Origin of the sequence: Azospira sp. I13, from assembly GCF_003112695.1 — a bacterium.
GTDB lineage: Bacteria > Pseudomonadota > Gammaproteobacteria > Burkholderiales > Rhodocyclaceae > Azospira.
The window spans coordinates 24,694-38,118 of sequence record NZ_BFBP01000009.1 but is presented as its reverse complement, the minus strand read 5'-3'; the positions used below and the strand labels follow the sequence as shown (position 1 = coordinate 38,118).

The following is a 13,425-nucleotide window of genomic DNA, read 5'->3' as shown; positions in this document are numbered from 1 at the left end:
CGCGGCGGTCTGACCCGGCCCCGCCCTAGTGCCGCGGCGAGAGGCTGGCGGAGGGGCGGAAGCCCAGCAGCAGCCCGGTGAACCAGGCGAAGAACAGGGCCTCGGCGTGGTCGAAGAGGAAGGAGTTGAACAGGTTGCCGACGGCAAAGGCCACCAGGAAACCTCGCAGCAAGAGGCGCTCACCAGGGTCCAGCAGCCGGCCCCGGCGCCAGGCCAGGATGAACACCGCCAGCAGCAGGAGCAGCCCTGGCAGGCCGAGTTGGGCCGTGGTCAGCAGGTACTGGTTGTGGGGATTGTTGGAGACCCGGGCCTCGGTCTGGGCAATCTCCGCGGCGTAGGCGGCCTCGAAGCCGCCGGTGCCGACGCCGCTCAGGGGGTGGTCGGCGATGATGCGCAGGCTGGTGGCGGCAAACTGCATACGCAGGCCCATGGAGCTTTCATCGGCCCGGCCGTACTGCCATGTCTGCACTTCGGCCACGCCTTCATGCAGGCGCTTCACCAGGGGGGCCTGGGGCGCCAGGGCCACGGCCGCCACCCCGGCAGCAAGCGCTACGGCGGAAACCGCCACACCCCGCCAGCGGAAGCGGGCAATGAACAGATAGGCGGCCAGCCCGGCCACCGCCACCAGGCCGGTGCGGCCATCGGTCAGCAGCACGTTGCCCAGAGCCGCCAGGGCCAGGGCGCCGAGCAGGGCCTGCAGCCAGCGTTCCCGGGCATACAGCGCCTGGATGAGGAAGAAATAGCCGCCCAGGGCGATGAAGAAACTATGGGTGATGCGGGCCTTGAACACCACCGGATTGGCGGCGCTCCAGCCCTCTTTCCAGCCCGGTGGCACCAGGCCGAGCCAGAGCCCGTAGGAAAGGGCCAGGATCAGCAGGGTGGCCAGGCCAAAGCCCCACAAAGCCTCCCGCCGCCGCGTTTCCGGCAGGGGCAGGGAGATCAGGCAAAGGGCCAGGATCAGGTTGGCGTACTTGCCGAAATATTTGCCCTTGTCCGCCCATTCGCCCAGCCCCCAGGCCAGACCCAGGGCCGCGAGCAGCAGCAGGGCGCCAATGGCCAGGGCCGGCGGATTGGCGCTGAGCCGCTCCCACTTGCCGCGCCAGTCCCCGGCGACGCACCAGGCCACCACCAGGGCCAGCAACAGGAGGTTATCCAGGGCGGTGGAGATGGGCAGGCTGAAGCCGAGCAGAAAGGCCAGCCAGCCAACGGCGGTGACGGAGCGGGAGGGCGCGGACGAGGTGAACACGGGGGGAGCTTTCCTCAGAAGCGGGCCTTGCTGTGACGGCGCCGGAATTCGCGGAACTGGCCGGCGATGGCCTTGTTGCAGGCATCGAAGTTGAAGTTCTGCTTCTGCAGGGGCTTGTGCACGTCAATGACAAACCACTGGGAGAGGTAATCCAGCAGCTTGAAGGCGGTGGGGTTGGCGATGGACTCGGTATGCAGCTCGCCGTAGATCCAGGACACCCGGGACAGCACTTCCGGCGGAATGGCGGAGAGGATGTCCCACTCGGCCCCTTCGGTGTCGATCTTGATGATGTCCACCTGGGTGATATTGGAATCCTTGAGCACGTCGGCTACCGCCCGCACTTCCACCTGCACGCCGGTGACACCTTCCTTCTGGGCGGTGAGGGAGAAATTGCCCTGGTTGCGCAGGTCGTCGGAGTTGGGTTGCAGGGTGAAACTGCCGTTCTCCTGGCCCAGGCCGTAGGGGTGCACGGTGACGGAGGAGACGGCGGCGGCGTTGTCCCGCAGCACCGCCACGTTGGTGGGCACCGGCTCGAAGGTGTGAATCTTGGCCTTGGGGAAACGGTGGGCCAGGTAGCGGCTGGTGACGCCGATGTTGCCGCCAATGTCGAGGATGGTGCCGTGGGGCACTTCATCCGGCAGCCAGTATTCGCCGGCGCCTTCCCGCTTCAGCAGGATGCTGTTGATGAGACCCAGGTCGGTGGTGCCGCGGCGGTAATGCACCGGCTTGCCGTCACCCCGGGTCCACACCATGGTGGCGCGGCCGGAAAGCTGAGGCTGTTGGCGGGCCGCATCGGCAAAGTCCTTGGCAAACTGGGTGTTGCCCGAGCGCAGCAGGGCGCGCAGCATTTTTCCGTTCATGAAGAGAAACCCTTTTTTTATGACTCCGACGGCGCCGGGGGCGCTCGGCTGAAAGTCGACCATCATAACCGATACGTTCCACGGAGCCGCGCTCCCCGGGCTGTTCTGCGGGGCGTTTGGGGCGTGTGCGGGGAGGGGGCCAGAGCTTTTTCGCAGGCAGCTGGCGTGCCGTCAGCCGCCTTGCCGCCGCAAGCTGCGCCCCGCCTCGGGGCTGGCCGAATTAGCTCGGAGCGGTGGCCGCGGCCCGGCCTGCGGCCCGCTTCCGTACCGACTCCTGCAACAACGCCTGCACGGCAGCAAGAACGGCTTCGGGTGCGATGTCGCCGACACTGGTGCCACCGGCCTCCGCTGTTGCCGTAACCAGCCGCTGGGGCACGCCGAGGGGATACCAGCGACCGGTTTTTTCCCGGCGGTTTTCAAACAGGGCCACCACCGGGCGGTCCAGGGCGGCGCAGATATGCACCGGCGCGCCATCGGGAGTCACCGCCAGATCCAGATTGGCGGCTACCGCGATCAAGTCGTCCACCGTCGGGGTGGGTACGAAATGGACGTTGGGCAAACCGGCCAGGGCCTGGCGCAGGGTGTCGGCCTGGGCATCGTCGCCGCGAATGAAGGGCTGGTCGGGCCGCCCCGGGGACCAGAGAATGGCCACCCGCAAAGGCCCTCCTTCTGCGGCCCCGCCCGTCTCGGCCAGGGCCCGGGCCAGGGTGGCCCAGTGGGCGGTGGGCCAGATGCGGGCCGGGTCCCGGGCCGTGACGAAGAGGCCCACCACCGGTGGCCCCGGTGACCAGGACTGGGCCGCCAGGCGGGCCGGGTCGGCCACCAGCTTCAGGTGCAGGGGGCCATGGCGTTCCGGTGGCAGATCGAGCAGGCGGAAGCCGGACAGGGCTTCGTGCTCGATGGTCCGGCTGGCCACATGTTCCGGGTTGCGATCGTCGAACTCCGTCTCCCGGTCGCGGAAGACGATGCGCCGGGCGCCTAGCTGGTGGGCGAAGGTGATGCTGCCCTGGTTGCGCCCGCCGTTGGGGATCACCACCAGGTCGAAACGCTCCTTGCGCAGGCGGCGTACCAGGCAGAGACGGTCCCAGAGCGCCCGCAGTTTGCCGGGGCGCTCGTTGCGCTCTGGCTGGCGGCTGTAGACGTAGGTGAATATCTCATCCACATCCGTATTGCCAGCCAGGGCCACCCGGTTGTAACGGGTGGCCAGGACGCACAGGCGGGCCTCCGGGTACTCCCGGCGCAGGGCGGCGAGCAGGGGCGTGGTGCAGATCATGTCGCCGAGAAAGTCGAGGCGGATGACCAGGATGTTCATGGGGGCAGCAGCAGGCACGGGGGCAGTCACAGCCAGCGGGTGTGGGCCGGGCGGGACAGGTCGATGTCCGCGAAGCCGTCGCCCAGGGCCAGGGTGTCTTCGCCGGTGCGGCCGGCATTGCGCCAGCGGGGCAGGCGGGAGCCATACATCTGCACCAGACCGCGCAGGGGGTTCTCCCGGGTGGCGCCGGGCAGGGGCACGATGCAGTCGGTAGCCTCGCCCAGGGCGTTGGCGGCCCAGTGGGAGTAGCCGGAAATGGGGGTGGCCAGCAGCACCGGGCAGCAGGCCAGGGCAAAGATGTCGGCCACCGGGTTGACCACGGAGGCGTGATCCTGACCTTTGTAGCCGTAGGGCGAGGGGGCGTCCAGGCTGACCACGGTGAGGCCGTCGTGCAGCTCGGCCAGGGCCTTGGGGTCGCCGGTGGAGGAGAGGAAGAAGACTACGTCCGGCTGTTGGCGCTGGATGGCGCGCATGGTTTCGGCGTACCACCAGACGGGTACGGCGGGCCATTCCCGGTCGATACGGTAGGTGCTTTCGTCCCCCAGTTCGTAGTCGCCCTGGCGCACGTGCACCCCCACCACCGGGCGCCCTTCCAGACCGGCGAAGGTTTGCTGCACCTGCTCCCGCAGATGGGGCGCCAGATGCAGGCGGCGAGCCGTTTCCAGGTAGATGGGGTCGAGGATTTCCGACGGGCCGTCGAGGGAGCGCAGGATGATTTTCTTGCCGCCCAGGCTGTCGAACAGAGCCCGGTCGCACTGCCGCACCCGCTGGGCGCCGATGCGGGCCAGCAGGCCCACCTTGCCGCGGCGGGTATTGTCCACCGAGAAAGAATCCAGCTCGTGCCAGTCCAGAATGATGTCGTGGCCGTAGGTTTTGGCGATGGCGAAGGCCAGGGGCAGGGTCTCCAGGCGGTTGGAGACGCCGACGAACTCGTCGATGTAAAGTTTAGGCATAAATTATGGGCACTCGCTGTTGGCACGCGCTACCGAGCCAATCTGCTTGGCCCTTTTGGCTGGCGGGCATTATAAACTAGCCGCCCCAGGCCCCTGTCATCACGCCCCTTCGGCTCCCTTTCCTCCCGCTTCCCGCTCGTTTCGTTTCATGACCCCGTCCTCCCCTGTGCCCGCTGCCATGTTCCATCCCTCCCCCCGGCGCATTCTCGTCATCTGCACCCGCCGCATCGGCGACGTGCTGCTGACCACGCCTCTCATGGGCAGCCTGCGCCGGGCCTGGCCGGAGGCGGAGGTGCACGCCCTGGTCTTCCGCGGCACTGAAGGCGTGCTGGCGGGTAATCCGGATATCGACCGCGTCATTGCCGTGCCGGAGCGTTCCCGCTGGCAGCAGCGCCTGAAGGAACTCGCCGGTCTGTGGAAGCGTTACGACCTGGCCGTTTCCGCCGTGCCCTCGGACCGGGCCCGCATCTACGGTTGGGCCTCCGCCCGGCACCGCCTGGGCTTTGCCGGCGAAGCCCCTGCCGAGGCCGGAGGCGAAGCACGAAACTTCTGGCTCGACGATGCCCTGCCCTTTGACGACCTGCACACCCATACGGTGGACATGGCCCTGCAACTGGCGGACCGTCTGGGCATTCCCCGCGTCGGCGAAGTGGTGCCGCCCCGGGGTGACGGCAGCCTGCCGGCGGGCGTCAGCGCGCCCTTTGCCGTGTTGCACCCCTACCCCAAATTCAATTACAAGATGTGGCGCCCGGAGGGCTGGGTGGCGTTGGCCCGGGCCCTGCAGGAACGGGGGCTGGCGGTATGGCTGAGCGGCGGCCCCGAGGCAGCGGAAGTGGACTATTGCCGCGCTATTGCCGCCGAAGCCGGTGTCGGCAGCCTGGCCGGCCAGCTCAGCCTGGCCGCCACCACTGACCTGCTGCGCCAGGCCCGCCTCTTCGTTGGCCCGGACACGGCAGCCAGCCATTTGGCGGCGGCCTGCGGCATTCCCACCCTGGCCCTCTTTGGCCCCTCCAACCCGGTCAAATGGGGCCCCTGGCCCGCCGGCTGGCAAGGCCCGGGCAGCCCCTGGGCCTTCGTCGGCAGCGGCCGGGTAGGCAATGTGCAACTGCTCCAGGGCGCTGGCGACTGCGTGCCCTGCCGCCTGGAAGGCTGTGACCGGCACACCGCCAGCTACAGCCGCTGCCTGACGGAAATGACGGCGGAACGGGTGATCGAGGCGGCTCTGGGCATGTTGTCGGATTGAGGGGCTGCCCGGCCGATGCGGGCTGTCCGTCACTCCGCAGCGGTGGAGGGGCGCGTCAGCCGCTGGCTGAGTTGGGCGGCCGGGACGGTCCCCAAGGGGGCTGGAAATAACGGGGAAGCCTGGAGCGCTCCCCGGAAATCCTGAAATTGGCCTGGAGAGGCAATAGGGGCGCGGGCCTGCCTCAAACGCCGCATCCCTCTTGGCCTGCAGCGGCAGTGCGGGCGAGAATGGCGTCCTGCTTACCTTCCAGGGCAATGAGCGATTGCCGGGGGGTCAGCTTCCGCCGGCAAACCCCAGCTGGCGCCAGGCCTCAAAGGCCATCACGGCGGCGGCGTTGGAGAGATTCAAGCTGCGCTGGCCGGGCAGCATGGGCAGGCGCAGGCGCCTTTCCGGCGGGAAGGTGGTCAGCACATCCGCCGGCAGGCCGGCGCTTTCCCGGCCGAAGACGAAGGCATCGCTTGCCTCGTAGCTCACCGTGTCGTAGCGCTGGGCGCCCCGCGTGCTCAGGGCGAAGAGGCGGCGCCCCTGCATCGCCTTCAGGCAGGCGCCCCAGTTTTCGTGGCGCACGATATGGGCGTATTCGTGGTAATCCAGCCCCGCCCGACGCAAATGCTTATCAGAAAGATCGAATCCCAAGGGCTGAACGAGATGTAATTCACAGCCAGTATTGGCACAGAGGCGAATAATGTTGCCCGTGTTCGGGGGAATCTCGGGCTGGAAAAGAATAATGGCGGGCACGGGGTGTTTTGGTTGCTTGAGCTATATCAAAAGTGTTACAACTCAGCTTGTTATCATGAGAAGCTAAAGTCGATTGGAGACGTTTTATGACGCGGCCGGAGAAAATCCGACTCGGCGACCTGCTGATTCAGCAGAACCTGCTGACCCAGGATCAGCTCAAGCTGGCACTGGAAGAGCAGAAGCTTACCGGCCGCAAGCTGGGGCGTATTTTCGTCGAAAGCGGCTACGTCAGTGAAGAGCAGATTTCCCAGGCCCTGGCCCGGCAGCTGCGCATTCCCTTTATCGACCTCAAGGTCGTCAACGTCAAGCCGGAGCTGACCCGCCTGCTGCCCGAGGCCCAGGCCCGGCGCTTCCGCGCCATCGCCCTGGAGGACCAGGGCGGCATGTTGCAGGTGGGTCTGGTGGATCCGACGGACCTGCTGGCCTATGACGAAATCGTTCGCCTGGTGCGCCGGGACATCACCCTGGCGGTGGTGACGGAAAGTCAGCTGCTCAACACCATCGACCGCATCTACCGCCGCACCGAGGAAATTTCCGGCCTGGCGAAGGAGTTGCAGGCCGAAATGGCCGATGTGCCCATCGAGTTCGGCGAACTCCTGGGCCTGACCCCGGGGGCCGAAGACGCCCCGGTGGTGAAACTGTTGCAGACGGTGTTCGAAGAAGCCCTGCGCACCCGGGCCTCGGACATCCACATCGAACCCCAGGAAAGCCGCCTGCGTATCCGCTTCCGTATCGACGGCGTGCTGCATGTGCAGACCGAGGCCGACCCCAAGATCGCCACCGCCGTGGCCCTGCGCCTGAAGCTGATGTCCGGTCTCGACATTTCGGAAAAGCGCCTGCCCCAGGATGGCCGCTTCAACATCAAGGTGCGCAACAACCCGGTGGACGTGCGGATTTCCACCATGCCCACCCAGTACGGCGAATCCGTGGTGATGCGGATCCTGGCCCAGTCCAACGGCATCCTCGGGCTGGACAAGATTCACATGCCCAGCCATGTCCTGGAGCGTCTGCGTCACGCCATTCATCGTCCCAGCGGTATCGTCCTGGTCACCGGCCCCACCGGCTCGGGCAAAACCACCACCCTGTACGCCGCCCTCTCCGAATTGAATACCACGGAGAAGAAAATCATCACCGTGGAAGACCCGGTGGAATACCGCCTGCCCGGCATCAACCAGGTGCAGGTGCACGAAAAGATCGACCTCTCCTTTGACCGCGTGCTGCGCACCTCACTGCGTCAGGATCCGGACATCATCCTGGTGGGCGAAATGCGTGACCAGCTCACTGCCGAAATCGGTATGCGGGCGGCCATGACCGGCCACATGGTGCTGTCCACCCTGCACACCAACGATGCCATCTCCACGCCCATCCGCCTGCTTGACATGGGGGTGCCCCGTTACATGGTGGCCCTGGCCTTGCAACTGGTGCTGGCCCAGCGTCTGGTGCGGGTCGTCTGCGATTCTTGCGGCGAGCCCCACGTGCCGGACCCCCATGAGCGGGAATGGCTGCGCTATGAACTGGGCGACAACGTCATGAACTACCGCTTCAAAAAAGGCGTTGGCTGCACCCACTGTGCCGGTTCCGGCTACCAGGGGCGTACCGGCGTCTGGGAAATGCTGGAAATGACCGGTGAAGTGGTGGAAGCCGCCAACCAGGACGATCCCGCCCTGTTCATGCAGGCGGCCCGCAAGCAGATGGCCGGGAACACCCTGCGCCGTGCGGCCGTCGCCCTGGCGGCGGAAGGCCGCACCACCATCGAAGAGGCCATGCGCGTGGCCAGTCAGACGGAAGACTAAGCGTGGCCAATTTTGCCTACCGCGGCCGGGATTCGGCCGGCAGCCCCACCGCCGGTATGCTGGAAGGCGCCAATGCCGCAGCCGTGGCCGACCAGTTGACCGCCCAGGGCATCACTCCCCTCGAAATCAAGCCGGCCGCCGCCCCGCGCAAGGAAGCCAGCGGTGCTGCCGGGATCACCCTTTTTGCGGAAAAGGTGCGGCATGTGGATGTGCTGCTCTTCTCCCGTCAGATCTACACGCTGCTGAAAGCCGGTGTGCCCATCATGCGGGCCCTGGCCGGGTTGCAGGAATCCTCTAATAACGGCGCCGTGAAAAAGGTGCTGCAGGAGGTGCGGGAAAGCCTGGATTCCGGTCGGGAACTGTCGGCTTCCCTGGCACGCCACCCCAAGGTCTTTCCCCCTTTCTACCTTTCCATGGTGCGGGTGGGGGAAATGACTGGCCGGCTGGAGGAAATCTTCCTCCGCCTCTTCTATCACCTGGACTTTGAGCAGTTCATGCGCAACCAGGTGAAGTCGGCCTTGCGCTATCCCAGCTTTGTTATCGCAGCCATGGTTGCCGCCATTGTGGTGGTGAATATCTGGGTCATACCGGCGTTTGCCCAGGTCTTCAAGGGCTTCAATGCCGAACTGCCCTTCATGACCCAGATTCTGATCGGCTTTTCCGACTTCATGGTGGCTGACTGGCCCTATCTGCTGGCCGGCGTGGTTGGCGCGGTGGCCGCCTTCTCGTCCTGGGTAGCCACGCCGGTGGGGCACTACCAGTGGGATCGCATCAAGCTGCGGATTCCCATTGCCGGCAAGATCGTGCTGAAGGCAACCCTGGCCCGCTTTTCCCGCAGTTTTGCCCTGGCCATCCGCAGCGGTGTGCCAGTGGTGCAGGCCATGACGGTGGTGGCCCAGACCGTGGACAACGTCTTCATCGCTGACAAGATCGAGAAGATGCGCGAAGGTGTGGAGCGAGGCGAATCCGTGCTGCGCACCGCCATCGCCGCCCGGGTATTCACCCCGGTGGTCCTGCAGATGCTGGCGGTGGGTGAAGAATCCGGTGCCCTGGATGACATGATGGAAGAAGTGGCCGACATGTATCAGCGGGAGGTGGAGTACGAACTGAAGAACCTCTCCCAGCAGATTGAGCCCATTCTCATCGTCGCTCTTGGCATCATGGTCCTGATCCTGGCCCTGGGCATCTTCCTGCCGATCTGGGACCTCGGGCGGGTGGCATTCAAGCGCTGAGCGCCATGAGAAACCGCCCTCGCGGCATGAGCCGTTTCGAGCTGCTGGTGGTCGTCTTGCTGCTGCTGGTGCTCGGGACCATTCTCCTGCATCGCTTGCGGGAAGTGCAGCGGGCGGCGGAGCAGGTCTCCGTCGTCGCCGTCCTTGATACCCTGCGGGCTGGTCTGTGGCTGGAAACGGCCGCTCGCGCCAATTTGCAGGGCGACAGCGGTCTCGCCCGTCTGGCGGAGGAGGACCCCTTTCCCCGCCTGGAAGGGAGTGTGGCTGATTATGTCGGGGTATTACCGGACGATATTTCCCAACTCAAGCGTGGGCACTGGTATTACGACGAAAAAAAACGGAAAGTCCTTTATTGGCCAAGGTTTTCCGAGAACTTTTTCACTAACGATATGACGTTCGGTGGAGTAGAGTTCAGAATACAAGTGCTGTATCGGGATCTTCCTGGAAAGGGCCGTATTTTCGAGGGCTTCCGCATCACCACCGAATGTGCCTGCGACTGGCTGCCCAAGCGTTACCGGGCACCGGGGGCGGGCAGATAGCCGGATTATTTTTAAGGAAACACTATGGTAAAAGCGACTAAGCAGGGCGGCTTCACCCTGATCGAACTGATTGTGGTCATCATCATTCTCGGCATCCTGGCCGCCGTGGCCTTGCCCCGTTTCGTCAACCTCCAGGTCCAGGCTCGCCAGGCCAAGCTGCAGGGGGCTGTGGCCTCCGTCAAGGCAGCGTCTGCTCTGTATCATGCTACTTGTCTGGCTCAGGCGGGTACCGGTGGAACGGCTTGTCCGGCTGATAACACCACTGCTTTGAGCATCGATATGGAAGGGGTGAATGTGGCCGGGGTGGCTCAGTATCCCACCGCTCACGTCAATGGGATTGTTGCCGCTGCCGGCTTGCAAGCCGATACGGTAGGCGGTGCCGGCATTGATTACATTCATTCCGGTGGTGCAACTACTGCTGGTAACGTGCTGACCATTGCTGTACCCGGCGGTACGGGCACTAATTGCCAATTCACCTATAAGGCTGCCGAATTGTCCGGCACGCGTGTGGTGGCCCCGATTGTTTCTCTGCTTGCAGCCAATTCTGTTTGTTCCTGATTTTTACCAAAGGAGTTCTACTGTGAAAAGCCAACAACAAGGTTTCACCCTGATCGAACTGATCGTGGTGATCGTTATTCTGGGCATCCTGGCCGCGACCGCACTGCCCAAGTTCGTTGATCTGGGTACTGATGCTCGCTCTGCCGTGATGAAGGGTGTCGAAGGCTCCATGCGTGGTGCCAATTCCATGATTTACGGTAAGGCTGCTGCTGCCGGCCAACTATCCGGCACGGTGAATAACTTTCAGATCGCGACTGGCGTGACCCTGAATATCACCAATGGTTATGCTGCCAATGCAACGGAACTGGCAAAGGCCATGGATCTGAGCTCGGATATCCTGCCGAACGCAGGCGGTACTGCTTTTGAGCACCAAAAGGCTGCTTCGAAGACCAACTGCTCCATCGGTTATGCAGCTCCGGCAACTGTCGGCGCTACTCCGACCTACACGCTGACCTACGCTGCTGCGACGACCAATTGCCAGTAAGCCTTAAGCTTTTATTACGGCAACCGGCGTAGAGATGGGCGGCCCAGGCGAGTCCTGGGCCGTTTTTCCTTGAGGTATCGTATGTACAAACATCGTGGCTTTACTCTGGTGGAGTTGATCACCACGATGATCTTGCTTGGCATTTTGGCAGCTTATGCCATCCCAAGATTTGGTGGTAGGCACGGGTTCGAGAGTCGCGGTTTCGCGGATCAAATGTTGACCGTGCTGCAAGATGCCCGTCGTACGGCCATTGCCCAGCACCGCTGGGTCTGCGTTGAGGCGAATGGCGCCAATGTCGCAGTTACTCGGGCGGCCAAGGCTGCTGATACAAGCTGCACTGTTTCGCTGACCAATCCAAACGCAAATGGCAATTACGTATTGCCAGTTCCAAGCGCTGTAGCGGCCTATACGATACCGCTGACGGTTAGCTTTGACCCTCTAGGCCGGCGTAGTGGCACGGCTGTATTCCCCATCAATGGGGTGGAGGGCAACTTCTCCCTGACCATCGAGGCGGAAACCGGCTATGTTCATTACTGACCGGGGCGCCGTCTGTCAATCAAAGCCTTCCGCTGGGGTACCCCAGAGGGGCTTTACCCTGATAGAAACCATCGTTTTTCTCTTGGTGGTGGGTATCGGTGTGGTGGGCCTCTTGTCTGCCATCAGTACGTCTGTCCGTTATAGCGCCGATCCACTGCCGCAGAAGCAGGCCCTGGCCATTGCCGAAGCCTTGATGGAAGAAATTACCTCCGCAGGTTTTACCTTCTGCCGGGCGGGAACGCCCAATTTTGAGGTGGCTACTGCCGCCGATGTAGCCAACTGCGGCGCGGGAAATGTAGAGGACGTTGGCATTGGAGGAGCTGAAGCAGGAGAGGTTCGGCCCTTTGATAACGTCAACGATTACGTCTCCAATTTTGACGTGGCTCCCATCGATATTCCTATTACCCCGATAGGGCTGGCAATGCCGGCTCCAGCAGGCTATAAGGCGACCCTGTCAATTGCTCAGGCAGGGCTGTTGAACATTGGAACAAGCGAAGCCTTGCTAATAAGCCTGACGGTCACCGGGCCGAACAACACACGGGTGGTGCTGGATAGCTATCGCACCCGCTACGCCCCGCGGGTGTCGCCATGAAACGCCCTCAGCATGGCTTTACCCTGGTGGAGGCGATTGTCGCCATGGTGGTTATGGGCATCGCCGCTGCCCTGGTGGGGATGTTCATCCGCTTCCCGATTGAAAGCTATTTCGATACGGAGCGCCGCGGCCGCCTGACGGATCGTGCCGACACGGCCCTGCGGCGCATGGCCCGGGATTTGCGCCTGGCCCTGCCAAATAGTGTGCGGGTCATGACGTCGGGGGGCGCCCATTACATTGAGTTCATGCAAACCCGCACCGGGGGGCGTTACCGGGTAGATCCCGCCAGTTATGGCGCTGGTGCGGTGAAGAACGAGCTGGATTTCACCAGCAACGACAAGAGTTTCCAGGTAATTGGAAATACCCCCATTTGGGTTGCTGGGGATTATTTGGTTATAGCCAATCTGGGGGAGAACTCCGGCTCTGATGTGTACATGGGGCAGAACATCAGCCCAATCTCTGCCATCAGCGCCGCAGTCGCAGGAGGGGAAGTCACCTTTGGCGGTGCCACCGGGTTTCGTTTTCCCGTGGCGTCGCCGGGGTACCGTTTTTTCATCGTCGATTCCCGCGTGACCTATCGGTGCGATCCTGTTACCGGAGAGTTGCGCCGCTACTGGGGATATGGGATGCCGCCTGCTTCTCCGTCGGCGCAGGCCATTCCCCCAAATACCGCAACTAGCGCGCTCTTAGCCAACGGTGTTAGCGCGTGCACCATTACGTATGACTCCAATGTGGCAAACACGCGCACTGGGGTGATTTCGGTTTCCCTGACGCTGGCAGACCCGCAGGCCCCTGCTGAGGTGGTGACCCTCTTCCAGCAGGTTCATGTGAGCAATATTCCATGAGTTCAAGGCCTATATTGCTCTGCAGGCAGCGCGGTGTGTCCATTATCACTGCCGTGTTTTTGCTGCTCCTGTTTGCTGGACTCGCACTTTATATGCTGTGGATAACCTCGGCCCAGAACCGTGGTGCAGCACAAGATGTGCAAGGCGCTCAGGCCTATCAGGCTGCCAGGTCTGGGGTGGAGTGGGGCCTTTATCGATTGTTGCGGGATGGTCAGTGCGCTGCGACGACCTCGCTTACCTTTGCTGGGAGCAGTCTTTCCGAGTACACATCAACGGTGTCGTGTACGCGTACGTACGAAACTGATGAGTTGTTGGCGACAAATCCGGTGCGTGTTTATGAGATTGTGGCTACGGCCTGCAACCGGCCGGTAGGCGGTACATGTGTCGGCATTGACGCCAATGGGGCCGATTATGTTGAGCGCCAGATTCGTGTCAGCACCGAGTGTGTAGTCAATAACGGAATTCCTGCCGCTTGCCCGTAGGCTGAATGCTG

At 63.4% G+C, this 13,425-nt stretch carries 15 protein-coding genes; 10 read left to right on the top strand and 5 right to left on the bottom strand.

The genetic code is table 11. The features are described from left to right. Positions 1–25: 25 nt before the first annotated feature. The 4 genes from AZSI13_RS08510 to AZSI13_RS08495 form a co-directional block, all read right to left on the bottom strand. Positions 26–1,246, bottom strand: a complete 1,221-nt coding sequence (locus AZSI13_RS08510; RefSeq protein ID WP_165833417.1) for an O-antigen ligase — start codon at positions 1,244–1,246, stop codon at positions 26–28. A gap of 14 nt (positions 1,247–1,260) precedes the next feature. Beyond that, entirely contained in the window at positions 1,261–2,106 is an 846-nt protein-coding gene (locus tag AZSI13_RS08505; RefSeq protein WP_165833415.1) for an FkbM family methyltransferase, read from the bottom strand. 220 nt (positions 2,107–2,326) lie between these two features. Beyond that, on the bottom strand, positions 2,327–3,436 hold the full coding sequence (locus AZSI13_RS08500) for a glycosyltransferase family 9 protein (protein WP_201262339.1): 1,110 nt from the start codon (positions 3,434–3,436) through the stop codon (positions 2,327–2,329). A gap of 8 nt (positions 3,437–3,444) precedes the next feature. Continuing rightward, complete coding sequence (locus AZSI13_RS08495) at positions 3,445–4,371, bottom strand: hypothetical protein (RefSeq protein WP_109040745.1); 927 nt, start codon at positions 4,369–4,371, stop codon at positions 3,445–3,447. Between the two features lie 148 nt (positions 4,372–4,519). Here AZSI13_RS08495 and AZSI13_RS08490 point away from each other — a divergent pair, with 148 nt between their 5' ends. Continuing rightward, positions 4,520–5,614, top strand: coding sequence for a glycosyltransferase family 9 protein (locus AZSI13_RS08490; RefSeq protein ID WP_109040744.1), 1,095 nt, complete (start codon positions 4,520–4,522; stop codon positions 5,612–5,614). A 273-nt stretch (positions 5,615–5,887) separates the two neighbouring features. On the opposite strand, the gene AZSI13_RS08485 is transcribed toward AZSI13_RS08490, so the two are convergent. Beyond that, a complete protein-coding gene (locus tag AZSI13_RS08485) occupies positions 5,888–6,352 on the bottom strand; it encodes a tRNA (cytidine(34)-2'-O)-methyltransferase (RefSeq protein ID WP_109040743.1) in 465 nt (154 codons plus the stop codon). An 86-nt stretch (positions 6,353–6,438) separates the two neighbouring features. Between AZSI13_RS08485 and AZSI13_RS08480 the strand changes: the two genes are divergently transcribed. The 9 genes from AZSI13_RS08480 (at position 6,439) to AZSI13_RS17280 (ending at position 13,414) form a co-directional block, all read left to right on the top strand. Further along, positions 6,439–8,145 (top strand): GspE/PulE family protein, encoded by a 1,707-nt coding sequence (locus AZSI13_RS08480; protein ID WP_109040742.1) that lies wholly within the window; start codon positions 6,439–6,441, stop codon positions 8,143–8,145. Positions 8,146–8,147: 2 nt separating this feature from the next. Further along, on the top strand, positions 8,148–9,377 hold the full coding sequence (locus tag AZSI13_RS08475; protein ID WP_109040741.1) for a type II secretion system F family protein: 1,230 nt from the start codon (positions 8,148–8,150) through the stop codon (positions 9,375–9,377). Positions 9,378–9,403: 26 nt separating this feature from the next. Beyond that, positions 9,404–9,916 carry a hypothetical protein gene (locus AZSI13_RS08470; RefSeq protein ID WP_109040740.1) on the top strand — a complete coding sequence of 171 codons (513 nt, stop codon included), beginning with the start codon at positions 9,404–9,406 and terminating at the stop codon, positions 9,914–9,916. A 24-nt stretch (positions 9,917–9,940) separates the two neighbouring features. Further along, positions 9,941–10,474, top strand: coding sequence for a prepilin-type N-terminal cleavage/methylation domain-containing protein (locus AZSI13_RS18315; protein WP_109040739.1), 534 nt, complete (start codon positions 9,941–9,943; stop codon positions 10,472–10,474). 22 nt (positions 10,475–10,496) lie between these two features. Next, on the top strand, positions 10,497–10,958 hold the full coding sequence (locus AZSI13_RS18310; protein WP_109040738.1) for a type II secretion system protein: 462 nt from the start codon (positions 10,497–10,499) through the stop codon (positions 10,956–10,958). A gap of 81 nt (positions 10,959–11,039) precedes the next feature. Beyond that, the gene (locus AZSI13_RS08455; protein ID WP_109040737.1) at positions 11,040–11,495 is read left to right on the top strand and encodes a prepilin-type N-terminal cleavage/methylation domain-containing protein; all 456 of its coding nucleotides are present in this window, start codon (positions 11,040–11,042) and stop codon (positions 11,493–11,495) included. Further along, the gene (locus tag AZSI13_RS08450; protein WP_109040736.1) at positions 11,482–12,087 is read left to right on the top strand and encodes a prepilin-type N-terminal cleavage/methylation domain-containing protein; all 606 of its coding nucleotides are present in this window, start codon (positions 11,482–11,484) and stop codon (positions 12,085–12,087) included. Before AZSI13_RS08455 ends, AZSI13_RS08450 begins: the two co-directional genes overlap by 14 nt. Beyond that, positions 12,084–12,932 carry a type II secretion system protein J gene (locus AZSI13_RS08445; protein ID WP_109040735.1) on the top strand — a complete coding sequence of 283 codons (849 nt, stop codon included), beginning with the start codon at positions 12,084–12,086 and terminating at the stop codon, positions 12,930–12,932. Before AZSI13_RS08450 ends, AZSI13_RS08445 begins: the two co-directional genes overlap by 4 nt. A 35-nt stretch (positions 12,933–12,967) precedes the next feature. Then, entirely contained in the window at positions 12,968–13,414 is a 447-nt protein-coding gene (locus tag AZSI13_RS17280; RefSeq protein ID WP_133247297.1) for an agglutinin biogenesis protein MshP, read from the top strand. The last annotated feature ends 11 nt before the right edge of the window (positions 13,415–13,425 follow it).